The 25,714-nt window shown below is 67.0% G+C and carries 19 protein-coding genes; 9 read left to right on the top strand and 10 right to left on the bottom strand.

Going from position 1 to position 25,714, the window contains the following annotated elements:
• Positions 1–3: 3 nt before the first annotated feature.
• Positions 4–1,272 carry an esterase/lipase family protein gene (locus tag ACWDTD_RS06560; protein ID WP_449746281.1) on the bottom strand — a complete coding sequence of 423 codons (1,269 nt, stop codon included), beginning with the start codon at positions 1,270–1,272 and terminating at the stop codon, positions 4–6.
• An 80-nt stretch (positions 1,273–1,352) separates the two neighbouring features.
• Between ACWDTD_RS06560 and ACWDTD_RS06555 the strand changes: the two genes are divergently transcribed.
• Positions 1,353–2,228: an SGNH/GDSL hydrolase family protein gene (locus tag ACWDTD_RS06555; protein ID WP_449746280.1), complete on the top strand. Its 876-nt coding sequence runs from the start codon at positions 1,353–1,355 to the stop codon at positions 2,226–2,228.
• 15 nt (positions 2,229–2,243) lie between these two features.
• Here ACWDTD_RS06555 and ACWDTD_RS06550 read toward each other — a convergent pair whose 3' ends face one another.
• Positions 2,244–3,263 (bottom strand): hypothetical protein, encoded by a 1,020-nt coding sequence (locus tag ACWDTD_RS06550; protein ID WP_449746279.1) that lies wholly within the window; start codon positions 3,261–3,263, stop codon positions 2,244–2,246.
• 88 nt (positions 3,264–3,351) lie between these two features.
• On the opposite strand from ACWDTD_RS06550, the gene ACWDTD_RS06545 reads away from it, so the two are divergent.
• On the top strand, positions 3,352–3,984 hold the full coding sequence (locus ACWDTD_RS06545) for a TetR/AcrR family transcriptional regulator (RefSeq protein WP_449746278.1): 633 nt from the start codon (positions 3,352–3,354) through the stop codon (positions 3,982–3,984).
• A gap of 40 nt (positions 3,985–4,024) precedes the next feature.
• Positions 4,025–6,406, top strand: coding sequence for an ATP-binding cassette domain-containing protein (locus ACWDTD_RS06540; protein WP_449746277.1), 2,382 nt, complete (start codon positions 4,025–4,027; stop codon positions 6,404–6,406).
• A gap of 14 nt (positions 6,407–6,420) precedes the next feature.
• Here the strand turns inward: ACWDTD_RS06540 and ACWDTD_RS06535 are convergent, their stop codons facing one another.
• From ACWDTD_RS06535 to ACWDTD_RS06525, 3 genes are read right to left on the bottom strand one after another with little or no spacing between them, the layout of a single operon-like run.
• The gene (locus ACWDTD_RS06535; protein ID WP_449746276.1) at positions 6,421–9,033 is read right to left on the bottom strand and encodes a LuxR C-terminal-related transcriptional regulator; all 2,613 of its coding nucleotides are present in this window, start codon (positions 9,031–9,033) and stop codon (positions 6,421–6,423) included.
• A gap of 49 nt (positions 9,034–9,082) precedes the next feature.
• Positions 9,083–10,183 (bottom strand): catalase family protein, encoded by a 1,101-nt coding sequence (locus ACWDTD_RS06530; RefSeq protein ID WP_449746502.1) that lies wholly within the window; start codon positions 10,181–10,183, stop codon positions 9,083–9,085.
• Positions 10,184–10,224: 41 nt separating this feature from the next.
• Entirely contained in the window at positions 10,225–12,045 is a 1,821-nt protein-coding gene (locus ACWDTD_RS06525; RefSeq protein ID WP_449746275.1) for a peroxidase family protein, read from the bottom strand.
• A gap of 261 nt (positions 12,046–12,306) precedes the next feature.
• Here ACWDTD_RS06525 and ACWDTD_RS06520 point away from each other — a divergent pair, with 261 nt between their 5' ends.
• Positions 12,307–13,164, top strand: coding sequence for a hypothetical protein (locus tag ACWDTD_RS06520; protein ID WP_449746274.1), 858 nt, complete (start codon positions 12,307–12,309; stop codon positions 13,162–13,164).
• A 13-nt stretch (positions 13,165–13,177) separates the two neighbouring features.
• On the opposite strand, the gene ACWDTD_RS06515 is transcribed toward ACWDTD_RS06520, so the two are convergent.
• Together ACWDTD_RS06515 and ACWDTD_RS06510 are read right to left on the bottom strand one after the other, a co-directional pair.
• The gene (locus ACWDTD_RS06515; protein ID WP_449746273.1) at positions 13,178–13,735 is read right to left on the bottom strand and encodes an FKBP-type peptidyl-prolyl cis-trans isomerase; all 558 of its coding nucleotides are present in this window, start codon (positions 13,733–13,735) and stop codon (positions 13,178–13,180) included.
• Positions 13,736–13,777: 42 nt separating this feature from the next.
• Positions 13,778–14,131, bottom strand: coding sequence for a VOC family protein (locus ACWDTD_RS06510; RefSeq protein ID WP_449746272.1), 354 nt, complete (start codon positions 14,129–14,131; stop codon positions 13,778–13,780).
• 187 nt (positions 14,132–14,318) lie between these two features.
• On the opposite strand from ACWDTD_RS06510, the gene ACWDTD_RS06505 reads away from it, so the two are divergent.
• Entirely contained in the window at positions 14,319–14,771 is a 453-nt protein-coding gene (locus ACWDTD_RS06505) for a M15 family metallopeptidase (protein ID WP_449746501.1), read from the top strand.
• Positions 14,772–14,791: 20 nt separating this feature from the next.
• Here ACWDTD_RS06505 and ACWDTD_RS06500 read toward each other — a convergent pair whose 3' ends face one another.
• On the bottom strand, positions 14,792–17,029 hold the full coding sequence (locus tag ACWDTD_RS06500) for an NADP-dependent isocitrate dehydrogenase (protein ID WP_449746271.1): 2,238 nt from the start codon (positions 17,027–17,029) through the stop codon (positions 14,792–14,794).
• Between the two features lie 235 nt (positions 17,030–17,264).
• Here ACWDTD_RS06500 and ACWDTD_RS06495 point away from each other — a divergent pair, with 235 nt between their 5' ends.
• The 4 genes from ACWDTD_RS06495 (at position 17,265) to ACWDTD_RS06480 (ending at position 23,706) form a co-directional block, all read left to right on the top strand.
• Positions 17,265–18,770 carry a DUF3375 domain-containing protein gene (locus ACWDTD_RS06495; RefSeq protein ID WP_449746270.1) on the top strand — a complete coding sequence of 502 codons (1,506 nt, stop codon included), beginning with the start codon at positions 17,265–17,267 and terminating at the stop codon, positions 18,768–18,770.
• Positions 18,770–19,561 carry a DUF4194 domain-containing protein gene (locus ACWDTD_RS06490; RefSeq protein WP_449746269.1) on the top strand — a complete coding sequence of 264 codons (792 nt, stop codon included), beginning with the start codon at positions 18,770–18,772 and terminating at the stop codon, positions 19,559–19,561. The genes ACWDTD_RS06495 and ACWDTD_RS06490 overlap by 1 nt, the downstream gene beginning before the upstream one ends.
• On the top strand, positions 19,558–22,899 hold the full coding sequence (locus ACWDTD_RS06485; protein ID WP_449746268.1) for an ATP-binding protein: 3,342 nt from the start codon (positions 19,558–19,560) through the stop codon (positions 22,897–22,899). The genes ACWDTD_RS06490 and ACWDTD_RS06485 overlap by 4 nt, the downstream gene beginning before the upstream one ends.
• A gap of 114 nt (positions 22,900–23,013) precedes the next feature.
• A complete protein-coding gene (locus tag ACWDTD_RS06480; RefSeq protein WP_449746267.1) occupies positions 23,014–23,706 on the top strand; it encodes a hypothetical protein in 693 nt (230 codons plus the stop codon).
• Between the two features lie 3 nt (positions 23,707–23,709).
• Here the strand turns inward: ACWDTD_RS06480 and ACWDTD_RS06475 are convergent, their stop codons facing one another.
• Together ACWDTD_RS06475 and add are read right to left on the bottom strand one after the other, a co-directional pair.
• Positions 23,710–24,561 (bottom strand): 3-hydroxybutyryl-CoA dehydrogenase, encoded by an 852-nt coding sequence (locus ACWDTD_RS06475; RefSeq protein WP_449746266.1) that lies wholly within the window; start codon positions 24,559–24,561, stop codon positions 23,710–23,712.
• A 98-nt stretch (positions 24,562–24,659) separates the two neighbouring features.
• Positions 24,660–25,709, bottom strand: coding sequence for an adenosine deaminase (gene add, locus ACWDTD_RS06470; RefSeq protein WP_449746265.1), 1,050 nt, complete (start codon positions 25,707–25,709; stop codon positions 24,660–24,662).
• Positions 25,710–25,714 lie beyond the last annotated feature (5 nt).

Genomic DNA, 25,714 nt, shown 5'->3' with positions numbered 1-25,714 from the left:
GGGCTACGGCGCGAGCGCCCCGACCTCGGGCTTGCCCGTCGTCAATGCCGGACGCGGACGCAGATGTCCCACGAGCCAGTCGTAGATGTCGTCGTTGTTCAACAGGGTGAAGTGGTTCGCGCCGCCGATGTGCATGCCGTGGTCCAGCCGGAAACCGACGGTGCGCGACTTGTTGTATCCGCGGCCGCTCGGTGTGAGCACCAGGCCGTCGCCGATCAGACGACCGAGCGGGTGGTTGGGGTTACGCGTCACCGAGGCGGTCACGAACAGGTGCCGTGCGGTCGGCAGCAGCGGAGGGTCGGCCACGCCCGGCTGTATCCACGCATCGGGGTCCCGGTCGCGCCAGTCGTCGTCGGTGAGGCTGCCGTGGAACAGATCCCGCACGCCGGCGCTGCGCCGCCCCAGCAGATTGCCCAACGGCTCGGTGACCGGCGTGGCACGCAACGCCGTGGTGGCCGCATGGACGCCCTTGGCCAGGGGCGCACCGAGGTGCGGGGTGCCCAGACTCACGGTCTCGGTGACGAGGTGGCGCCAGTAGGCCTCGCTTTCGGTCGCATGGTGGCAGGCGCTGCGGATCACCAGCCCACCCATCGAGTGCCCGACCAGCGATATCCGGGTCACCGGTACGGGCCACAGTTCGACGAGTGCCTCGAGGGTGGCGCTCAGATCGGCGCCGTTGGCGCTGATGTGTCGGCCGGAGTTGTAGCGGATCTGTACCTCGGTGGCCGCGATGTCGGCCTCGAGTCGGGACCCGTACGTCGGCCGCTGATCGCTTCGCCACGCGAATTCGGACTCCATCAGCCCGTGCAGGAACACCACCAGGTGGCCCGTGGCGTGCGGAAACGCCTCGTCCAGTCGGTCCGGGTCATGCGGCACCGGGGCGCCGGCGACGCGGACCGAGAGCGCCGGTGCCAGCGGCGAACCCTCGTCGGCCAGGGCGTCGCCGATCAAGCCGTCGAGCACGGCGATGACACCGGCTCCGCGCGGGGAGTGCGACACCGGCCGTGACGGGTCGGGAAGACGATCGGCGGCCACCGCGCTCACCTCGAGCACACCGCAGATCGACGTATAGGTGGCCTCGGCGACCGCATCGTGCACGTCGCGCACCGACAGCGCCCGACGCCCCAACACGCGGTGCATGACACCGAAGACGGCCCGCGAGATCGATCGGTGCATCTTTCCCACCCCGCGCGTGGCGGAGGCGAGTTCGACGAGGCCGAGTCGGGTCAGCGCGGCGACCTCGTCGGCGTCGGGCGTAGGTGTCGTCGTCACGACTTGAGCGTACGCCTGTACACCGAAATGCGCGGGGTTTACTGGTCGCGACGCGCGGTCAAATGCGTCAAAGTGGACGGATGAACCCCGGTCGGGCGATGTTGGTGGCAATCGCGGCAGTGGCCGCGCTCGCGCTCGGCGGCGGCGCCGCGTCGGCAGTACCACCGGATCGGACCGTCCCACCTGTCGAGTACGTCGCCCTCGGAGACAGCTACTCGTCGGCGTCCGGCGTGATGCCTCCGGCTCCCGGCGCGGCGCCGCTCTGCTCGAACTCCGCGCACAATTACCCCCGTCAGGTCGCTGCCGTCCTCGGCGTGCGGGTTCGTGACGTCAGTTGCGGGGGTGCGGATACCGACAACCTGTTCCGCAGCCGCTATCCGTGGGTGGCACCCCAACTCGACGCACTCGATGCGCGGACCCGCCTGGTGACCATCACCATCGGCGCCAACAATGGTGATCTGTTCACCACCGCCACCAATGGCTGTATGACCGCCCACCTCGCCTCTCCGGGTGCCGCTCACCCGTGCCGCGACCGCTACGGCAACTCCCTGGCCGCGGAGATCTCTGATTCGACCTACCCCGCGCTCGTGGGCGCATACCAAGCGATCCTTCGTGCCGCACCGAACGCCCGGTTGCTGGTGCTCGGTTACCCGCAAATGTTTCCCGCCGAGGGCGACCGCGCCTGCGCCGCGTCCCTACTGACGGCGCGGGGTGATGTGGGCTACCTCCACTCGGCGATCACCGCACTCAACGCCGCCGCCGCGCGGGCAGCGGCGGCCACCGGCAGCACATTCGTCTCGCTCGCCGAGGCCTCGGCGGGACACGACGCCTGCGCCGGACCCGGCGAGCGGTGGGTGGAGCCCATCATCGGTTCTCGCCAATATCCGTTCCTGCACACCAATCCGGCGGGGCAGCAGGCCATGGCGCGTGCGGCGCTCGCAGTGCTGCGCCGGTGACCGCCGGCTGCACGGTCAGGCTTCGACGGTCTCGCGGCGACTGTCGAACTCGATGACATCGACATCGGTGGTGTGTTCCCGCCGTGATCGAGCAACCCCGAGGGCGTAGAGCGCCAGGCCACCGACCAGCCAGCACAACAGGACCGTCAGTGCATGAGCGATGCCGTGACCGTCGAAGAACACCACGTCACGAAGTAGGGAACCGGTGGCGCCGGGCGGCAGCAACTGTCCCACGGCACCCCATGGCGTCGGCAACATCTCCGGGGCGCTCGAGAGTCCCGACAGCGGATTGCCCAGCAGGATCAGGGCGACCGCCGCGATGGCGATGCCCGGTCCGCCGAGCAACTCACGCAATCCCAGAACGGCGAAACACGTCGCCGCGATGCCGAGCATCGCCGCGACCGACGTCAGAAGATAGTTGCCGTCGAACGTCCCCACCACGAATTGCAGGAGAGCGACCAGCGCCAGCCCGCCGATCACCGACACGCCCAGGGCGGCGGCGACGCGGGCTCGTGGCGTGTGCAACACCAGCATGATCACCATCGCGGTGATCCACCCGCCGAGGGCCAGGGGTAGGGCACCGGCCGAGAGTCCCGCGCCCCGTGGGTCCTTCGCCGGGAACGCGCGGATGTCGTGGGATGTCGCGGTGCCCCGGGTCGACGACGCGACGCGCTGTCCCATCGTCTGGATCAGTGTGGCCACGGTCGGACTCGCCGCCGACGCCACCAGCGTGGTCACGTCGCCGGTGGGCCCGATCAGCACGGCACCGTAGACCTCGCGGTGCTCGATCGCGGTGCGGGCGGCCGATTCGTCGGAATAGGACGTGAACTCGAAACCGTCGCCGCCGCCGTGGCGCACCGCCGACTGCGCCTGCTCGGACGCCACCACACCGACCGGGACGTGATGCGGCGCCGACCGGGCCGCCGGCAGCGCGAAGAGCAACACCATCACCGACAAGAGGATCGACGTCCCCACCACCACCGCGATGATCTTCGGCATCGATGTCGATGCCGTTGTCGGACCGTTGGTCGTCATCAGCCTGTCTCCTTAGATACGCAACGTTTCCTAGAAGACTAGGCCGATCGTATAAGATACGCAACGTATCGGATGTGGAGGAGACGTGATGCGCCGACGCCGGGGCCAGGAACTCGAGGACGAACTGTTCGATGCGGTGCGGCGCGAGCTCGCCGAACACGGCTACGCCGGGCTGACCTACGAGGGCGTCGCCGCGGCCGCGGGCACCGGGAAGACCGTGCTCTACCGACGATGGGGATCCCGCGCCGACATGGTGCTCGCTGCGCTCGCCGCATCGGCGAGGGAGGCCCTCGTGACATCGGACACCGGTTCGCTGGGTGGTGATGTGCGCGTGCTCCTGAGCGCGATGCGCGACCGACTCGACGAGATCGGTACCCCCACGATTCACAGCCTCATCGCCGAACTCCCGGCAGGCACCACCGAGACCTTCCGCACCCTGCTCGGCAGTCACGTCGACGGGATCCTCGGCCCCACGCTCGAGCGCGCCCGCCGTCGCGGCGAACTCGGTGCGCTGACGCTTCCCCCTCGGGCGCTGTCGTTACCGTTCGATCTCGCACGCCATGAGATGTTGATCTCCGGAGCGCTGTCGCCCACCACGATCGACGAGATCGTCGATATCTGCGTGATCCCGCTGTGGCGCACGCTGAGTCGCGGCGAGGGCCCGGGCATCGAGGCGGACGAGCCGACAGAGACGACACCCCGGGTCAGATCGACCCGCTAGCGTGGTGACGAAAGCCACACGGAACGAGGTCCACATCACCATGCCCGCAGCCAGATCCACAGGCGACGGCGTGCTCGCAGCCGACCGGCACGACGCGATCACCGTCGTCGGTGCGCGCGTCAACAACCTCAAGAACGTCAACATCGTCCTTCCCAAACGCAGGCTCACGGTGTTCACCGGTGTGTCCGGGTCCGGAAAGAGCTCACTCGTGTTCGGGACGATCGCCGCCGAGTCGCGGCGCCTCATCAACGAGACGTACAGCGCGTTCGTACAGGGTTTCATGCCGACACCGGACCGGCCCGATGTCGATGTGCTCGATGGATTGACCACCGCGATCGTCGTCGACCAGGAACGCATCGGTGCCGACCCGCGCTCCACCGTGGGGACCGTGACAGACGCGTACGCGATGCTCCGGATCCTCTTCAGCCGCCTCGGCGAACCCCGCCTCGGCTCGCCGCAGGCATTCTCGTTTAATGTCGCCTCGGTCAGCGGAGCCGGTGCGGTGACCCTCGAGAAGGGCGGGCGCACCGTCAAGGAGCGCCGCAGCTTCGAGATCACCGGCGGCATGTGCCCGCGGTGCGAGGGGCGGGGGAGTGTCTCCGATTTCGATCTGACCGCGCTCTACGACGCGTCGAAATCCATCAGCGACGGCGCCATCACGATTCCCGGCTACTCGATGGACGGCTGGTATGGCCGGATCTTCCGTGGCTGCGGCTTCTTTGACGCCGACCGGCCGATCGCCGAGTTCACCCGACGGCAACTCGACGATCTGCTCTACAAGGAGCCCACGAAGATCAAGGTCGAGGGCATCAATGTGACTTACGAGGGATTGATCCCGAAGATCCGGAAGTCCTTCCTGGCCAAGGACCGCGACGCGATGCAACCGCACATCCGCGCATTCGTCGACCGCGCGATCACGTTCACCACCTGCCCGGACTGCGCAGGGACGCGTCTCAACGAAGCGGCACGGTCGTCCCTGATCAGCGGGAACAGTATCGCCGACGCGTCCGCGATGCAGATCAGCGATCTCGCCGACTGGGTACGGGAGATCACCGACCCGTCGGTCACGCCGTTGCGCGACACCCTCGCCGCAACACTCGACTCGTTCGTCGAGATCGGCCTCGGCTACCTCTCCCTCGACCGTCCCGCGGGCACCCTCTCGGGCGGAGAAGCGCAGCGCACCAAGATGATCCGGCACCTGGGATCGGCCCTCACCGACGTCACCTATGTCTTCGACGAGCCCACGGTCGGGCTACACCCGCACGACATCGGACGGATGAATCGGCTGCTGCTGCGCCTGCGCGACAAGGGCAACACGGTACTCGTCGTCGAGCACAAGCCGGAGGTGATCTCGATCGCCGACCACATTGTCGATCTCGGTCCGCGCGCCGGGGCCGACGGTGGCGAGGTGATGTACGAGGGGACCGTCGAGGGGTTGCGAGCCGCGGACACCCTTACCGGACGGCATCTCGACGACCGCGCACGAGTGAAGGACTCGGTACGCGCATCGACGGGTGCGTGGCCGATCCGCAACGCCAACGCGCACAACCTGCGCGACGTCGACGTCGACATCCCGCTTGGTGTGCTCTGTGTGATCACCGGGGTCGCCGGATCGGGCAAGAGCTCACTGATCGGCGGGGCGGTGGCACAGCGAGACGACGTGGTGCTCATCGACCAGACCCCGATCCGCGGTTCCCGCCGCAGCAGCCCCGCGACCTACACAGGACTGCTCGAGCCGATCCGTAAGGCCTTCGCCAAGGCAAACGGTGTCAAACCTGGTCTCTTCAGCGCGAATTCGGAAGGCGCCTGCCCCAACTGCAAGGGGAGCGGGGTGATCTACACCGACCTCGCGGTGATGGCCGGGGTGGCGGTGACCTGCGAGCTGTGCGGGGGTAAGGGTTTCTCCCCGGAGGTCCTCGATTACACACTCGGTGGCCGCGACATCAGCGAGATTCTCGCGATGCCGGTGGCCGCCGCGCTCGACTTCTTCGGTTCCGGCGACACCAAGGTCGTTGCGGCACAGAAGCTCTTGCGCAATCTGAGCCTGGTGGGGCTCGACTATCTCACCATCGGCCAGCCGCTCACCACACTGTCGGGAGGCGAACGCCAACGCCTCAAGCTGGCCATCCACATGAGTGAGCGCGGCGGCGTATATGTGCTCGACGAGCCGACCTCCGGCTTGCACCTCGCCGACGTCGAACATCTGCTTGATCTCCTCGACGGCCTTGTCGACGCCGGAAAGTCGGTCATCGTCATCGAGCACCATCAGGCGGTGATGGCGCATGCCGACTGGATCATCGATCTCGGTCCGGGCGCCGGACACGACGGTGGCGCGGTGGTGTTCGAGGGCACCCCGCATGACCTCGTCGCCGCGCGCGAAACGCTGACGGCCACTCACCTCGCCGACTATCTCGGTCTGTGATCCGACGCGCCCGATCAGGCGCGTGCACCCCCGGCATCGGAATCCCACACCAGCTGCGCGAACTCGTCGCGGTCGGCGACGTCGAGTTTGATACACGCGCGGTAGATGTGTCCCTCGACGGTGCGCACCGACACCGTGAGCCGATCGGCGATTTCCCGGTTGGTCAGTCCCCGCGAGATGAGGGCGGCGATCTCCCGCTCGCGTGCCGTGACCGGAAGGGGACGCGCGGTGGCCCGGATCGCGGGGGTGGTGGCCCCGTCGCACGCGGTCGACAGCCGCAGCACACGGGCGGCGGTGGCGGCGTTCTCCTTGCGACGTCCCGCGTGTCGGTACATCGTGGCCGCCTGCGCGGCCGCGTCGGCGGCCGAGAGCAGCAGCCCGATCTCCTCGAAGTCGTGGCTCACCGCGTCGAGCGCATCAGGGTCGGAGGCGTCGACCGCGGCGGCGTGCCGTGCGAACAGACGCCCCGCGACGCCTTGCAGCCGAGGAGCGAGTTCGGCCAACCGGTCCGCAGTGCTCGTGTCCCCGAATCTCGTTGCGTGGTGCAGGGCCTCGGCTTCCAGCGCGAACTGACCCGATTCACGGGCGATACGGCTCGCTTCCCGGGCGTGTGCGATGGCGTCGCGTTGGCTGCCCTGCGCGGCGGCCAACCAGGCACGGGCGATCACCCGCTGCGGTTCGTGGATCGCCACTTGCTGCCCGGTGTGCTCGTCGGCCTCGCGCAACACCCGCTCCGCCTCGTCGGCTTCGTTCAACGCGGCGTAGGCCCGAACGAGTATGAGGCGCGCGGGTAGTCGCCACGGCAGTGATTGTTCGGCATTGAGTGCGGCGAGTGCCTGTTCGATCTCGTTGATGCCCTCCCGGAACGCGCCGTGGTAGGTGGCGGCCAGGCCGGTCATGATCTTGGCGATCGCCCACCCCAGAAACTGTCCCGCAGAAGAGAATTCGGTGTACTCGGTGGCCCGCTTGCGGGCTGTTTCGATTTCGCCGAGCATGGTGAGCGCGAGAACGTCGCAGTAGCGCACCATGACTCGCACCATGCCGTCGGTGGCCTTCTGCTCGGCGCGGCACCGCGCCGCATACGGGGCGTAGTCGTGGCCGCGGCCGACCACGGGCATGGCCAGCCCTGCCGCGAATGCGGCGAAATCCACCGCCTGCTTGGGAGCGTCGGGGATGGCGAGGATTTTCTCCGCGTCCGCGATTCCCTCGTCCAATCTGTTCTCGTGCACGGCCATCGCGGCGCCGACCGCATTGACCACCTGCCGCAGAACAGGATGTTCGATCTCCTCGTGGAGCAGATCGAGGATGCGCCGGCTCTTGGGGACATCGCCGATAGACCAGAACAACAAGCTCATTCGGGGCAATGCCCACAACACCAGTTGCAGTTCGTCGAGGTTCTCGGGGTCGAAGCCGGCGAGGACGTCGTCGGCCTCGTGCGGCCGGCCCTGCCACAGCAGAGCGCGCGAAAGCAGTTCCGCGGCAGCCAATCCGCCACCTCGGTCCACCGCGGCACGCGCGAGACGCTCGCCCAGCGGCAGATTCGCGAGGAAGATCGCGTCCTTGGTCGCCGAGATGAGCAACCGGATGTCGATGTCCTGGTTTCCGTCGACGCACAGCCGCGCCAGCCGGATCCGCTCGGCGGGCGAATCGATCGGTCGGTCGCGCAGTACGTCGACGATGCTGGCCCGCAGCCGCCGTCCGGTCACCGTGCCGATCCGTCGACGCACCACGTCGCCGTAGAGCGGGTGACTGAATCGGGCGTTGACCGCCGGGCCGTCCTGCGTGATGCGGATCAGCCCGCGGTTCTCGGCCGCCTCCACCTCCGCTTCACCGGCAAGTTCGATCATCACATCGATGTCGAGCGGTTCGTAGAGGGCCAGTACCTTGAGTGCCTCGACCACGCTCTCTCCCGCGCGATCGAGCCTGTCGTCGAGCAGCGCCACCAGACCCGACGGCACCGCGGTGGGTCCACGCAGCTGCCAGACGCCGTCGACCTCCGACAAGGTGCCCGCGTCGACGGCGCCCTCCACCATGTTGCGCAGGAACAGCGGGTTTCCGCCCGACGAGTCCCAGATCACGTCGGCGCTGAGGCCTTCCAGAGGTCCGCCGAGGACGAGTTCCACGAGTTCGGTGCTCTGGCTCTTGGTCAACGACGTCAGTTCCAGGCGGGTGAGGTGCCCGTCCTTCCACAGCGACGTCACCGCGTCGGGCACGGGTTCACCGGTGCGGACCGTGGCCACGATCCGGGCGTTGCGGTCCACCGCGATCTGGTGCAGCAGCGTCGCCGACAACTGATCGAGCATGTGGGCGTCGTCGACCCCGATCACCGTGTGCTTCTCGGCGATCAGTGCCTCGCGCGCGGAGACCAACGCTGCGATGGGATCGCGCGACGCGGTGGACTGGACCCAGGGGGCGAAGGCCCCGAGCGGGATCGCCCGGGACGATTCGGTGCATGCCGCCCACTGGACCGGTGAGTTCAGTGACTCCGTGACGGCGCGCGCCAGCGTGGTCTTTCCGACCCCCGCCGGGCCCACGATCACGACACCCCCGCTGCGCGCATCGGTCAGTGCAGAACGGACCCGATGCTGTTCGGCGGGACGGCCGAGCAGTTGCCAACGTCCGCCCATGGCGCAAAAGTATACGGCTGCGACCCGACACTCCGCGCCGAGAACGCCGTCAATCGGGAAGGTCGGCCACGCCGGCGGGCTCGATCATGGGTGCATTGTTGCGTTGATGGCGAAATTGGCTGGAGGCGTCGTACACGCGGCGCTTGAGTCTGTTGATCGAACCGAGCGGCGTGTGCTCCGCCAACCCCCGCCACGAGTTGAAGGACAAGATGTCATCGCCATATGCACGTCGCTGGGGCGTGTAGGGGTCCTGCGGTGCGAATCTGAGGGTGGCGACGGTGCGGTGCGGCGATTCCTCCTCCGACCACGGGACCGTCGCGTCCTCGATCGGCATGCGCTTCTCGTCGGTGCACAACTGCACGCGCAGTTCGTATTCGGCGCCGTGTGAGCCGAAGAAGTCGATCATCATGTCCTGCAGGGCGTTGATGCCGCGATAGTCGGGGGTGCGTTGCCCGGCCAGGGCGCGCACCTCCGGAGACGAGGGTGCGTAGAGCATCTTCGCGATGTACTTGCCGTAGCGCAGCGGAGCCGACGTGTAGAAGGTGTCACCCAGGATGTGCGTGTTGGGCCGCACGAACACCTCGAGCGTCTCGGGCAGTGGGCGTTTGAGGGGCCGCAGGATGCGGTCGTTGAGCGCGGCCAGCAGATCCTCGCCCACTTTCAGCACCGGATCGGTGAGGTGCGCCAGCGCCCACGCGGTGGGCATGCCCCGCTCGAGGTATTCCTTCGCGTCGGCGAACAGGAATTCACGGTGGGTCACCATGATGAAGTCCTGCGTGTTGGCGGTGTCGTCGGGTAGTGCCCGCGGGCCGTCGACCCCGATCACCTTGATTCCCAGGCCTCGTACCCCGCGCATCTGGTCGGTGCGCAGTGTTCCGGAGGTACTCGACAACCGGGTGATGACGGGGTAGGTCGCCGGTTCACGAAACAGGCCTTGCGCCAACTCATCCGGCAAGCCGGCATGGACCTCGAGTTCGCCGCGCAGGATGCCGTGGCTCTTGGCATGCGCGTCGCGCACACCACGTTTGAACTTGCGGTAGGCGTATTCGTTGTTGTCGCGAAGCACGCGGACCATCTTCTCGACGATCGCGTCCTCACCGTCGGGGGTCTTCTCGAATCGGGATTCCCACTCCACGTACGGAGGCTGCATCGGCACGGTCGAGTCCTCTCGGGTCCTTGTGGTCGTGGGGTTCAGGGGGCCGGCCATGGCGCGAACGGATTCTTCACGTCGGCCAGCGCGGGCGCCAGGGTGGGGTGGTGGCGCAGGAGCACGCTGCGCATCGTGTTGTCCCGGATCCAGGCCATGCCGACCTCGGTGTAGAACTGCGGACCGAAGTCGGTGGTGAGGAAGCGGTCGGCAGCGATCCGGCGCGAGGCCATCAGGATGAAGACACGAAAGGCTGTCTCGCTGAAGCCGAATCCGGGCGGCTTGGGCTCGGCATAGAGGCCGACGAGGATATCGACATCGTCCACATCCCGGTAGATGGCGGCCAGTTCGGCCGCGGTCTTCGGGTCCCGGGTCAGGTCGAGAAACGACTTCGCGGGCGGTAGGCGGAGCCGTCTGCGGAACTCGTTGTATCGGGGGACTCCGCGTTCACGTCCGCGCAGCACGTCGATGGTGGCCAGGTCGACGGGCATTCCGTCGGGCCGCGCGAGATCCTGCAGCGCGGTGGGAAAGTTGTGCAATGTCAGGGCGCCGGGATTGGCGATCCCGAAGGAGTACAGCAGATCCGCCATGTCCCGGTCGGCCAACACCGCGCGAGTCTGATCGGCGAGCATCCCGGTGAGGTCGTAGCGTCCGATCGCCCGGCGGCTCTGATGATCGCAGACCTTCAGATCGTCGGGCAGCAGCGGATGCATCCGGTACACCGAGACGAACTCCTCGGTCAGCGCGAACGGCACTCCGTCGAGTTCGGTGTGCCCGCCCGGGATTCCGCAGAGCACCTCGTTGTCGATCACCCGACCGAACCGCGCGTTGAAATTCTCGCCCAGCAGCCCGAACCAGTTGCCGCGCATCCCGGTCACCGTGGTCGGGTGCGCGATGATCGCCGTGGTCCAGTCGACGGTGTGGATCTTCGCCATCAACGCGGTGTTCACCAACCGTGCGGTGTTGTAGAGGCGGTCCTGGTCTGCGATCAGTTCCGGGTAGGCCGACGCCAGTCGCCGACAGATCATGTTGTGCTCGCGCAGAAACAGCGAGTGCATCAATCCCAGACCCACCCAGAAGTTGGCGACCGGCCCGTTGGGATCGAGGAGGTCGTCGGTCCCGGCGGGGGGCAAACCCGTCGCGTCGTCCAGCGCGATGGTGGCCAACGGTGTGCCGTCCTCGGCGACGTCGCGGATGGCCCTGGCATAGACGGGATCGTCGCCGTAGATCTGGGAGCCGTCCCACCAGTGGGTGTCGCGGTTGGCGTAGGTGGGCGGTTGCCCGGGCGCCCCGGGCAGCTGCGGTGTGCGACGGACCCTCATCGGATTCCCGTTGGGCCACGGGTCGTCGGGGTCGAGGGCGATCGGCCAGGTATCGGTGACGGGGTCGGTCTCGGCGGGGGTCAGGTGGCTCACCCAGTCGTGCACCTGGAACTGGATCCAGGCCGCCGCGAGGAGGTTGAGAGTGGTCGCCGGTTCGAATTGGTTGCGCGTGAGAAGATTTCGACTCACTCGGCGCGGGTTGGGCTCGGTGAATCGCTGTCCCGTCTCGGGCTCGGTGTCCGCAAGTGGCACGTTTCGTCCGAAGCGTGCGCCTGCGGCGCCCATGTCGGGTCGTTCCAGGTTGTTGTATCTACCGTCGATGGTGCGGAAGGGATGGTCCGCCGACGACAACGGAGGGTCCGCCGGTGGCTCGGGCTGCGGATCGGTGTCGAAGAGATTCAGCGCGCGCAACTGGCTGCGCAGCCCCACCAGCACGGCCAAGGCGATCGGTGTGGGCAGCCGCGCCCAACCGACGCGTCGATCGATGGTCTGCGCCACCCAACCCAAGCCGCGTACGAGGTCACTCCGACTATCGGTCACCATTCCTCCTCCGCGCACGGACGCGCCCAGCCGGATAACACTTCGACCCCGATAACACTGACCCGATAACACTGACCCCATAACACTATGAGGGAACCGGGCCCGAACGGACCGGGTATCGGACTACCTCACCGGTACGAACGACATGGCACACCGAATCGAGTAGTGCCGTACTCGTGGAATGACCGGCGGACTGCCGGAAGATCGCGTGAGAGGGATCGTCGGCGGCCAGCGCACGATTCGTGCATCCGGAAAGGCGGTTCGGTGGCGAGCGCACCCATCAGCATCAAGGTCAACATCGACCAGGATGTCGCGCCCGCGATGGCGGCACTCGACTGCACCGGTACTGATCCGATCCGACGAAACATCTGGTTCGCCGAGGCACATGACGCAAGGCCCGGGATACCCGCGCCGCTCTTCGACAGCGGCATGATCATCCGGTTGCGATCGGGTGAGTTCGACGACCTGACGGTGAAGGTGGCCCCCTGTGTCCCCCGGGAACTGCCCGACTCGTGGCAGCAGCCGTTCGAGGTCCCGGCGCCGGGAGCGCAGCGAGCGGGCCGAATCGATCCGGCGCCGGGAGCGCAGCGAGCGGGCCGAATGAATCCGGCGCCGGGAGCGCAGCGAGCGGGCCGAATCGATCCCGACGGTTTCGCATTCCACCTCAAGCACGACTGGTGTCACGACCGCCGGTGGTTCACCGCATCGGCGATGAGCAGGCGTCCGCCGGGAACCCTGGCGGCCGCGATCGACGCCACCGGTGACCCCACCCATCTGCTCGACGTCACCCAACGGCTCTTCGTGGTCGGATGCACGTCCGGGGGAGTGCCCATCGACAGGCTGATCACGCTCGGTCCCATTCGCTCGGCACTGTGGCGTTGCCTCGACATAGACGGTCTCCCGGTGACCGCGGAGTTGTGGTCGGTGCGCGACGTCGAGACCCTCGAACTGTCGACCACCGTCGCGCCGATCGATCAAGAACCGATGGTCGCGTTTGCCGTGCGCGCCGCACAAGTCCAGCAGCGTCTGCATGGCGGCCTGGAGCGGCGCGGAATATCGGTGTCGGCCCTCACCGGCAAGACCGGCCCGCTCATCGACACGCTCGCACGGTGCGTGCGGTGACGGTGTGCTCCGGTCAGCCCTCCGCGGAGAGGATCGAGAGCTCGAAGACGAGGGTGTCGCCCTTGTCGATCCCCGCGTCCGGGTTTCCCTCGGGATATCCGTCGGCCGATGTCATCGCCACCGCGACGACGGCGCCCACGCGCTGCCCGATCAGCGCCTTCTGGAATCCGGGAACCACGCCATTGACCGGGAACGGTGCGGGGACGCCGCGCTCGTAGCTGCTGTCGAAGGTCTTGCCGGTGCGACCGTCGACACCCGCATAGCAGACGTCGACCGTGGATGCCGCGGTGACCTCGGCGCCGTCACCCGGCTTGATCACATGCACCTGCGTCGCCGACACCGTAAACGGGGTGGTGACGGTGATCTGGGGTGCGGTGGTGGCGGTCGATCCGGTGACCGCCACGCGACCGGTGGTTCCCGTCAAGGTCCAGTTGGGGTCGGCGTGATCAGGGGCTGCCGAGGGACACGATTGTGCGGCCGCCCCGGTCGTGCCCGAGTCCGAACCACACGCGGCCAACCCCACGATCGCTGCTGCGGTCACCGGGACGACGAGTGCGCGACGAATGTTCATCCGCGCCACGCTACCCAACGGCGGCTGGGTCGCCGCCGCGGATCACCGTTTGAGGGGGCTGTAGAACACCAGCCCGTTGCCCTTGTTGTCGTAGACCACGGCACGTCGCTCGTGGGCGTCGTCGTAGGGCCCCTTGATGATGGCGCCTCCACTTGCCTCGACCTCTTTCGCCGCGGCGTCGACGTCGGTCGTCTTGATACCCACCACCACCTTCCCCGGGATGGGGTGATCCACATCGGTGGCCAGTGCCAGCGTCACCGATCCGCCGTCGAGCGCGGCGAAATGCGCGCCGTCGCGGAACTTCAGTCCCATTCCGAGGGTGTCGCCGTAGAAGCGGATCGACTCGTCCAGGTCATCGGTGGACAACACGATCATCCGGACCTCGTGATCACTCATCACTGCCTCCTGTGTCAAAGCGAAATCGCACTTCACGGTAGGGCACCGGCGGGCAGCGCGGATGGGTCTTTGGTCATGACGGTGGCGCGGGACGGTGGCGCGGGCGGTCCGATTCCGGTAGGCACGTGAGATGCGAATCCTCCCCGCGGGCCTTCGGACAGGGGCACTGGTGTCGATCGCCGCGGCGATGACGGTGGGCGCCGCCGCTGTGGGGGCGTCACCCGCGCACGCGGTGTCGGGTCCGGACGGACTCGATCCCGCCATCGCGGCCGCCTACTCCCAGGCGGCCGGACGTGCACACGCGCAGGGTGTCGACCTGTGGATCACCTCCGGCGCCAGAACCGCCGCAGAGCAGCGCCGGCTGTGGAGAGAGGGCATCGCGACCTACGGATCTCCGGCGGCTGCGCGTCACTGGGTGTTGCCGCCCGAGGAATCAACCCATGTCGGCGGGCATGCCATCGATGTCGGCCCGCGTGCCGGCGCGGCGTGGCTGGAGACACACGGTTCCCGATGGGGGTTGTGCCGCACGTTCGCCAACGAGTGGTGGCACTTCGAGCTGGCGACACTGCCCGGCACGCCGTGCCCGCCGATGTGGCCCGACGCCGCGGTGCGCGCGGACAGCCGTCCCCACCAGAGATAAGCACCGGGCAGTGTGCGAGGTCAGCTGTTCGTCGCGGCCAGCGCCTCGTTGAACACCTTGCTCGGGCGCATCACGGCCGACAGCTTCTCCGCGTCGGGTGCGTAGTAACCGCCGATGTCGACGGCACCGCCCTGGGCCTCGTTCATCTCGGCGACGATGGTGTCCTCGTTGTCGGCGAGGGTCTTGGCCAGCGGCGCGAAGTGTTCCGCCAGCTCTGTGTCGTCGGTCTGGTTGGCCAGTTCCTGCGCCCAGTACATGGCCAGATAGAACTGGCTGCCCCGGTTGTCGAGTTCACCGGTGCTCCGCGAGGGGCCCTTGTTGTTCTCCAGCAGCTTGCCGGTCGCGGCATCCAGCGTCTTCGCGAGCACCTTCGCCTTCGGGTTGTCGTACTTGATGCCGAGATCCTCCAGGCTCACCGCCAGCGCCAGGAACTCACCGAGCGAATCCCAGCGGAGGTGATTTTCCTCGAGCAGCTGCTTGACGTGCTTGGGCGCCGATCCGCCCGCACCCGTCTCGTAGAGGCCGCCGCCGGCCATCAGCGGCACGATCGACAACATCTTCGCGCTGGTGCCCAGCTCCAGGATGGGGAACAGGTCGGTGAGGTAGTCGCGCAGGATGTTGCCGGTGGCCGAGATGGTGTCCATTCCGCGGATGAGGCGTTCCATCGTGTACCGGATGGCCCGGACCTGCGACATGATCTGGATGTCGAGTCCCTCGGTGTCGTGGTCGGGCAGGTACTTGTGGACCTTCTTGATCAGTTCGTTCTCGTGCGGGCGGTAGGGGTCGAGCCAGAACACCACCGGCATACCGGATTCGCGGGTGCGGGTGACGGCCAGCTTCACCCAGTCCTGGATGGGTGCGTCCTTGACGATGCACAGCCGCCAGATGTCGCCCTCCTCCACTTCCTGGGTGAGCAGCACCTCACCGGTCGCGAGGTCGGTGATGTTGGCGGTACCGGCCTCCTCGATCTCGAAGGTCTTGTCGTGGGAGCCGTACTCCTCGGCCTTCTGCGCCATCAGGCCCACATTGGGGACGGTGCCCATCGTGGTGGGATCGAAGGCCCCGTTGGTCTTGCAGAAGTTGACCATCTCCTGGTAGATGCGGGAGAACGTGGACTCCGGGTTCACCGCCTTGGTGTCCTTGGTGCGGCCGTCGGCGCCGTACATCTTGCCGCCGGCGCGAATCATCGCGGGCATCGACGCGTCGACGATCACGTCGCTGGGGGAGTGGAAGTTCGAGATGCCGCGGGCCGAGTCGACCATGGCCAGTTCGGGCCGGTGCTCGTGGCACTTGTGCAGATCGTCGATGATCTCCTCGCGCTTGGAGGCCGGCAGCGATTCGATCTTGCTGTAGAGGTCGGAGAGTCCGTTGTTGACGTTCACGCCGAGTTCGTCGAAGAGCTCGCCGTGCTTGGCGAAGGCGTCCTTGTAGAAGGTGCGCACCGCGTGGCCGAACACGATCGGATGGCTCACACGCATCATCGTCGCCTTGACGTGCAGCGAGAACATGACGCCGGTCTCGTAGGCGTCCTGCATCTGCTCTTCGTAGAACTCGATCAGCGCCGTCTTGCTCATGTACATGCTGTCGATGACGTCGCCGTCGGTCAGCGACACCTTGGGCTTGAGCACCTTGGTCTCGCCGCCGCGGGTGATGAGTTCCATCTTGACCTCACGGTCACCGTCGACGGTCATCGATTTCTCGCCGTGATAGAAGTCGCCCTCGGTCATGTGTGCGACGTGGGTTCGCGACGCCATCGACCACTTGCCCATGCTGTGCGGATGCTTGCGCGCGTACTCCTTGACCGCCTTGGGGGCGCGACGATCGGAATTGCCTTCACGCAGAACAGGATTCACCGCACTGCCCAGGCACTTGGTGTACCGGTCGCGGATTGCCTTCTCCTCGTCGGTCTTCGGGCTGCCGGGGAAGTCGGGAATGGCGTAGCCCTTGGCCTGCAGCTCCTTGACGGCCGCGACCAGCTGGGGAACCGACGCGCTGATGTTGGGCAGCTTGATGATGTTGGTGTCGGGGTCCTGGGTGAGCCGCCCGAGTTCACCGAGATTGTCGTCGACCTTCTGGTCGTCGGTCAGGTAGTCGTCGAACTCGGCGAGGATCCGCGCGGCCACGGAGATGTCGCTGGTGTCGACGTCGATGCCGGCGGCATCGGCGAATGTCCGGATGACGGGGAGGAAAGCGTAGGTCGCCAGCATCGGCGCCTCGTCTGTCAGGGTGTAGATGATGGTCGGCTGCGTTTCGCTCATAACCTGCCTTCGCTCTCGGGTTCGGTCGCCACACACTGGTTTCGTGTCCGACCGTCGGCCACACGGGTCCGCGCGTCCGGAATCAACCCTAATTCGTCGGCGGATCGGATGCCGCCCCTGTTGGTGAACCCGGCGCGCAATCGCGCCGCGGTGGCACGACGCCCCCGGCTCGCGGTCCGACGGGCATGGCAGACTACGTCGGGTCCCGTGATCCGAGCCGACCTGTGAGGTGACCATGACGACCGCTGCGGTGTCGTCGGCCCTGGCCGACTCGTGGGCGGCCAATCGCAGCATTGCGCGTTCGGCCTCGGTGCGGTTGTTCGCCGCGACGAACTCGGCCCTCTACGTCACGCTGATGGAGCGTCACCTCGATTTCGGCGCCCGCCTGACCGAATCCGACCTCGCCATCCGCCTCGACCGCGACCTGACCGAACTCGCCGCCGTCGATCAGGGTGCCGCCGATCAGCCGCCCGGTCTCGACCTGATCAAGTCGTGGGCCAAGCAGGGCTGGGTGCATCGCGTCACCGACACCGCCACCCCCGATGCGCCCAACATCTGTTTCCTCACCACCGAGGCCAGGTCGGTGATCGACTACATGCGCCGGTTGCGGCGCGAAGACAGCGTCGCCACCGGCGGGTCCATCAACGGGGTGGCCGCCGGTCTGCGGCGGGTGGCCACCCGCGTGACCGATGATCCCGAATTGATCCGCGCCGAACTCGAGCAGCAGATCGAGGAACTCGACACCGAACTCACCGAGCTCGACGAGGGCCGCCGCCCGCCCGCCGATCTGCGCGGAGCAACCGACGAGGCCCGGGCGATCGCCTATCAGATGGAACAGATCATCACCGACATCGGCCAGTACGGGGCCATGCTCGATCGCATCACCACCGCGCTGCTCGACGACCCGCACGATTCGGATCTGGCCTACCGCGACACCCAGCGTCAATTGTTCGACGACTACGAGTCGTTGCTGCAATCGGCACAGAGCGCCTCGTATCACGCGTTCGCACAGATGATCCAGGATCCGGACCGGCGCTCACGCCTGACCTCCGACATCGCCGTGGTCGCCGAGCACCTCCCGCCCGCCGATGTGGGGCTGCGCGCCGTGATGGAGAATTTCTTCACCCTGGTGGCCGATCAGATGGCCGAGGTCGGCCGTACCCGGCAACGCTGCGCCCGACGTATCCGGCGATTCGTGGCTGCGGGAACCCTCGAGGACAGTCGCGGTGTCGCACGTCAGCTCAACGCCGCGCTTGCCGCCGGCAACGACCTGCTGAAGCAGTCGCTGGCCGACCGGCGTCTCGGCTACGAGTTGCCCCTGGCCACGCCGGCGGTGACGTCGGTGGGCCGGTTGGCCTTCGAGATCCGTGAACCCTCGGCACCCGCCCGGGCTCGCGCCGCCGACGGCCGCGGCGACCTCACCTCTTTCGCCTCGCTGGCCGGCCAGGTCGACACCGTTGAACTCGCCGAACTGGTCAACGACGCCCTCGCTTCGGGTCCGGCACTCCTGCACGACCTGATCGCCGCTCTCGACGAGCCCTACCTGGCACACGTGATCGTGCTGTGGTCGTGGGCATTGACCCAGCCGGGACCACACGGTGCGGAGTCGGTGTTCGTCCGGTTCCGCTCCCTGGAAGGTGAGGACAGGGCCATCGAGGTGCCCGTGGCGAGCTTCTCCGACCCGATCCCGACCGGTGCGGGCGCATCCGAACCCGCTGAGCTGATGGAGACCGACGTCTGATGACCGATACCGACACCCCGTCGGCGGCCCCTTTGCCGAACGAGTTCGCCGGATTCGACGAGCTGCCGACCGCCCCGACGCGTGGTCGCGACGACACCCCCCGCAGCCCGCGGTTCGACGGGGACGTGTCCGAGATGCCCGACCGTGCCTGCTGGGCGCTCCAGAATCTCCTGACGCGACGGCATCTCAGCGGTGATCAGCAACCTCAGCTCTGGGCATGGGTGTCGGAGTATCAGGATCTGCTGCGCACCCGGCTCTCCGAACTCGACCTGCGGCTGCGGCTCGTCGACGAACTGCAGGTCGCATTCGTGGAGCAGGCAGGCTACGACTCGCGGTGGGGACGCCGGATCCTCAAGCGGGAGACCATCGACACCTACGACGCCATCCTCGCGCTGCACCTCGCGAAGTTCTTCCGTTCCGCCCGTGACGAGACCGTCCTGATCACCCGCGAGGAGATCCACGAGATGTTCGCCGGGGTGTCCAACACGATCGACCGGGATCTCGCCCTGTTCGACAAGCGCATAGAACGATCGATCGACAAGCTCTGCGAACTCGACTTCCTGCGGCGACATCGCGACGACCCCGACACCTTCACCGTGAGCCCGGTGATCTCGGCAGTGATGACCGCGTCGGTGATCACCGACCTGCAACGCCAGTTCGAGCAATTCATCGGTGCCGGTGGTGACCTCGAATCCGAACCCGGGCCCGGTGAGGCACATGCCCACGATGGCCCCGGCGACGCAGAGGACGAGGCAGAGGACGAGCCCGGGGACGAAGGAGACCAATGGTGAGCGACGCGACCGAGCAGTACTACCTGTCTCGGTTGCAGCTGATCAACTGGGGCGTGTTCGACGGCTATCACTCCATCGGATTCAGCGCCGGCGGCGCACTCATCACCGGCTCGTCCGGCAGCGGCAAATCCTCGCTGCTCGACGCGATCTCGTTGGCGTTCCTGCCCGACAACCGTCGCAACTTCAACGCCTCCGGCGACGCCACCGCGGCCGGCTCCTCCGGCGGCAAGCGCACCGTGGGCAAGTACGTGCGTGGGGCGTGGGGGGAACGGCGTGACGCCACCGGCGCGCACCGCGAGGTCATGTACCTGCGGGGCGGGGGACCGGCATGGGCAGCCATCGCGGTCACCTACACGTCGACGTCGGGCACGGCCATCACCGGTCTGGTGCTCAAGTGGCTCGCCGCGGGAAAACTCACCGACGCCCACAGCGCCTACTTCATCCACGACGGCGACGTCGACATCGTCGATCCCTGTAACGACTGGGCGTCGTCGGGGTACAGCGCCGCCCGTTTCCGGGAGGCCGGCTGGCAGGGCGGGCCAGGGGAGGGCCGGTACCTCTCGACCCTCTACTCCCTGATCGGCATCCGCGGGTCCGACGCCGCGCAACAGCTACTCGGAAAGGCCAAGTCGCTCAAGAGTGTTGGTGGACTCGCGCAGTTCGTGCGGGAGTTCATGCTCGACGAACCGAGCAGCATCACCGGAATCACCGATGCGCTCGAACAGATCAATCCGCTCGTCGAGGCCCGCGAACTGCTCGACGTGTCACGACGCAAACGCACCATTCTCGGTGACATCGAGGCACTCCACGAGCGCTACGCCACCGAGGCCGCCGGCTTCGACGTACTCGACACGATCGAACCCGACGTGGTGCGCGCGTACGTCACCAATCTGCGGCTGCGCAACGCCGAGCCAGAGATCGCCGACCTCGACGATCAGATCGCGCGCCTCGACAGCGACCTCGCCGCCCTCAACGTCCAGCACGACCAACTGCGACAGGACCACAGCCATCTGCTCGCGCGCGTCGCCACCTCGACCGGGGATCTGGCGCCGTTGCAGGAGCAGTTGGCCACCGCCCAGAAGGTGAGCAACGAAGCGTCGATCCGGCGTGCCGGATACGAACACCGTGTCGGCGCACTGGGATTCGAGATTCCGGAGGATGCCGAGGAGTTCTGGTCTCTGCGGCAGACGTTGATGGAGGAGGCCACGCGAATCGACGGTGTGCTCGAGGCCGGCAAGGCGCACTACGCCCAGACCCTTGCCGCCGAGGTGGCCGCCCGCACTCACCGCGATGCCGCACACGACGAACTCACCCGGGTCGAGCAGGCCGGGTCCGCGCTTCCACGCGCCGAGCACGAGATCCGCCGCACCATCGCGGGTGCGTTGGGCATCGACGAGAACGACCTACGCTACGTCGCCGAGTTGGTGGAGTTGCGTCCCGACGCCGAGCGCTGGCGGGTCGCGGTGGAGAAGGTGTTGCGCCACGCGGGTCTGCGACTCCTCGTCCCGGACAAGCACTTCGGCGCAGCCCTACGTTTCGTCAACAACCACGACATGCGTGGCCGGGTGGCCCTGCACCACGCCGACAACCGGCCGGCGCCGATGACGGAACCAGGGACACTCGGTGCCACGCTGCGCGCGGCCGACCCGGATCATCCATGCGCCAACGAGGCGCTGACCATCCTGGCGAAGTTGGGCAACCACGTCTGCGTGGACTCCACTGCCGAATTCAATGATCACACCCGGGCGGTCACCGACACCGGTTTGCGCAAGGACTCGGCGAAACTCGCGATCAAGGACGACCGCCAGCGCCTGCGTCCGTCGCAGTACATCTTCGTCGGCAATGTCGACGCCAAGATCGCCGCGCTGCGCGACGAACTCGACCACGAGAACCGCTCGTACGAGGCCGCGCGCGCGGCCAGCGGCGCACTCGACGCCGACCGTACCGCGCACGAACAACGCCGCGACGCCTACCGGCGGATCTGCGAACAGTTCACCACATGGAGCGAGATCGACGTCGAGTCCGCGGACGGGCGAGTCGACGCCCTCACCGAGCAGTACGAACTGCTGATGGAGGAGCATCCCGACACCGAGGCGCTCGGACGCAAGGCCGAGGAACTCTGGGAGCAGGTGCGGGCCGCCATCTCGCAGGCGGCGCTGGTGCGCGACAAGATCGCCACCCACGATCGCCGCCGCACCGATCTGCTCGAACTGGTCGAAAGCCTCACCCCCGAACCGATCTCGGCGCACGCGGAAAACTCGCTCGACGGTTTCCGGGAGCAATCGGCGATCACCCTCGACGTGCTCGCACCCGAGCCGTATCGGCAGGAACTACGCAAAACCGTTGCGCGCGAACGTGACCGGATGCGAGCCGACACCCGCCGGTCCCGCGACGAACTGACCCGGATTCTCGACGCCTACGACCGGGAGTTCCCCGACGCCATCCCGAATGACAGCGACGATCTCGACGAGCGCCTCCACGATTATGTGGCGCTGTGCCGCCGTATCGACGAGCGCGAATTACCCGCCGCGTACGAGCGCATGCGACGACTGATCACCGAGCAGGCGCCCGGCGCGATTCTCGGCCTGCACATGGCCGCCGAGACCGAGGAGAAGCGCATCCTGGCGCAGATCGAACGGGTCAACACCGGGCTGGCCGCGGTGGCATTCAACCGCGGCACCCGGCTGCGATTGTGCCCGGGCCGCAAGCACCTGCCCGCGGTCGCCGAACTGACCGAGAAGGCACGGCAGATCTCCGCGCGGACCGCCGCGGTGAGTTTCGGTGACGAACAGGCGATCCTCGAGCAGTACACCGACATCCTGCTGCTGCGCGAACGCCTGGCCGGTTCCACCCCGGAGGATCGGCAGTGGACGCGCGACGCACTCGACGTGCGCAATCGCTTCGACTTCTACTGCGAAGAACGCGACTCCGACACCGGCGAGACAATCCGGACCTACAGCAATGCCGGCGACAATTCGGGCGGTGAGCAGGAGAAACTGATGGCGTTCTGTCTCGCCGGAGCGCTGAGCTTCAACCTGTCGCACCCGTCGGGCGGTACCCGGCCGATCTTCGCGCAGCTCATGCTCGACGAGGCGTTCTCGAAATCGGACCCTCAGTTCGCCCAGCAGGCGCTGGCGGCGTTCCGCAAGTTCGGATTCCAGCTCATCATCGTCGCGACCGTGCAGAACACGAGCACGATCCAGCCCTACATCGACAATGTGGTGATGGTGTCGAAGACGCAGGACGCCGACAATCGCCCGGTGGCGACCGCGATTTCCACGTCGATCCAGACGTTCTCGGATCTGCGCCGCACCAATACCGGACACCTTCCGGGGTGACGGTGGTTGAATGACCCCATGAGTCACACGCGCACCACACGTTTGTGGGGCCGGTCCCGAGTCCCGGCACCCGGGTCTCGTGCGTTGCGTGTACTCGCGATACCGCTATTGGTCGTGGCACTCGGCCTCACCGCGGGGTTCGCCACCGAGGCCGGCACCGCATCCGCGGCACCACCGCCGGGAACCACGCTGGTGACAGGATCGCTCGAGGCCTGCGGTTCGAGCAATATGAAAGACATCGCCGCCTGTGCCACCGCCCGTTCCGGTGAATGGCTCGCACACATGAAGGAATCCGCCGCGGTCAAGCAGGTCGTGTGGATCAACAGCGTCGCCGTCGGCGTGTGGCGCAGCAGCAGCACCCGCGGGATCTGCGGGTTCTCCTCGATCGGGCTCGGTCTTCACCACTGTGAAGGGACGACGTTCATCAACCCCCGCACCGACACGGAGCTGCTGCGCAACGATGTCACCGCCCTGGTCGCGTTGAGTCACGAAAGTGCCCACGGCCTGCAGGAAAAGGCCGGACTCGACCCGGTGTGGGTGACGGTGGTCAATTCACCCGACCTGTTCCGCTACGAACAGTCCGCCGACTGCTGGGCCGGGATGGCCATGCGCTGGTACATCGCGCGGCACATCGTGACGTGGCGCGATCTCGGCGTCGCCCGGGACCTGCTGCGGGCCTCGGGTGGCAACCGCTCCGATACGGGGCACGGCATCGGAGCACAACGCGTGGCCGCGTTCGATGCGGGCCTACGACGCGGTGCCACCGCCTGCAACACCATCATCGGACTGCCGGTGTTCCCTGACTAATCCCTAAGCGCTGTAGTCGTAGAAGCCCTTGCCGGACTTCTTGCCCAGGTAGCCCGCCTCCACCATGCGCTGCAGCACGGGCGGCGGCGCGAAGTGCGGTTCGCGGAACTCCTGGTAGAGCGATTCGGACACATCGAGCACCACGTCGAGGCCCACCTGGTCGCACAGGGTGAGGGGTCCCATCGGGTGGGCGCAGCCCTTCACCATGCCCGCATCGATGTCCTCCTTGGTGGCGTACCCGCTCTCGTACATGCGGATGGCACTCACCAGGTACGGGATCAGGAGTGCGTTGACCACGAATCCGCCGCGGTCGCCGGCCGCAATGGTGTGCTTGCCGAGGTGGTCGCGCGCGTACGCGGTGACGGTCTCGATGGCCTGCGGCGAACTCGCCAGGCTCGAGATGATCTCCACCAGCGGCATCACCGGTACCGGATTGAAGAAGTGCACGCCCACCACGCGTGAGGGGTCGGCGACATCCTTGGCGATCCGGATGATCGGCAACGACGACGTGTTGGTCGCCAGGATCGCCTCCGGCGCGGTGACCTTGTCGAGTTCGGCGAAGAACCCGATCTTGAGCGATTCGATCTCCGGGAGTGCCTCGATCACCAGCTCACGGTCGCCGAAGTCACCGATTGTGGTGGTGAGCCGAAGTCGCGCAAGCGCCTGCTGCGCGTCGTCGTCGGTGATCTTGGATTTCGCGACCGCACGGCCGAGTGACTTCTCGATCCGGGCGCGGGCGGCGTCGGCGGCCGCCTGATCGCGCTCGAGGACGAGGACGTCGTCGCCCGCGCGGATCGCCACCTCGGCGATCCCGGCGCCCATGGTGCCGCCGCCGACCACTCCGAGCTGTGTCATTGCAATCCTCCGCTGTTCGATTGATGGCTCGTGGTCAGCCTAGACGGTGCGCCGCCGCGCCTTGCGGCAGGGCACAGCCGACGAACCGGGCGGCCGCGTCAGCCGCCGAACCCGGCCACGTAGGCATCAATCCGATCGAGGTAGTCGCGGCGTTGCTCGTCGCTGATCCAGGACGCCACAAAAGAGTTGCGCGCGAGCGCAATCACCTGCTCGGTCGACAGCGAGGCGTGCTCGGCCAGTGCGGTCACGTTCCCGGCCAGATACGCGCCGAAATACGAGGGATCGTCGCTGTTCACGGTGACCGCGGCACCACGCCCCAGCAGGTAGGTGATCTCGTCGGACTTCATGTCGTCGGTGACGAAGCTGTTCGAGACCGGGCAACAGGTGAATCCGAGACCGCGTGCCAGAGCGTCGTCGACGAGCGCCGGGTCCTCCACGATGTTGGTGCCGTGGTCGATGCGTTCCACCTCGATCTCGTGAATCGCCTGCCTGATGTGCTCGATGCTGTTGGGTTGGTCGATGTCGCAGTGCATGGTGAGATGCAGTCCCGCGGCCCGGGCCCGTGCGAACACGGCGGCGAATTTCGACGGCGGATTGTTGCGCTCGTCGGAGTCCAGGCCGACACCCAGCACCCAGCTGGTGAACTCGGTCGAGGCAAGCAGTGCATCCAGGGTGGCCTCGGCCGAATCGGGATCGCCGTCGGCAGGCAGATCACGCAGGAAGCACATGATCAGCCCGGCATCGATGCCGAGCCGGGCGGCGTCGACGGCAGCACGGTGATAACCGGTGATCACATCGGCGAAGGCGACCCCGCGTGAGGTGTGGGCCTGCGGATCGAAGAACATCTCGACGTGCACCGCGCCGTCGACTGCGGCCCGTTCCAGGTAGGCCCAGGCCAGATCGTAGAAATCCTGCTCGGTCCGCAACACCTCCATCGCCGGGTAGTAGATGGCCAGAAAGCTTGCCAACGAGTCGAATTCGTAGGTTGCGCGTACCTCGTCGACAGTGGTTTGTGCGAGCTCGACGCCGTTGCGTTGGGCCAGGGTGAGCTTCAGATCCGGTTCGAGGGTGCCCTCGAGGTGGACGTGGAGCTCGGCCTTGGGCAGTCCGGCGACGAAATCGGGGGTCGGGATGCGCGGAAGATCCATGCGCT

Source organism: Gordonia sp. NPDC003425 (assembly GCF_053588635.1).
Note: the sequence above shows the minus strand (reverse complement) of the source record. Positions and strands in the feature narration are given on the sequence as shown.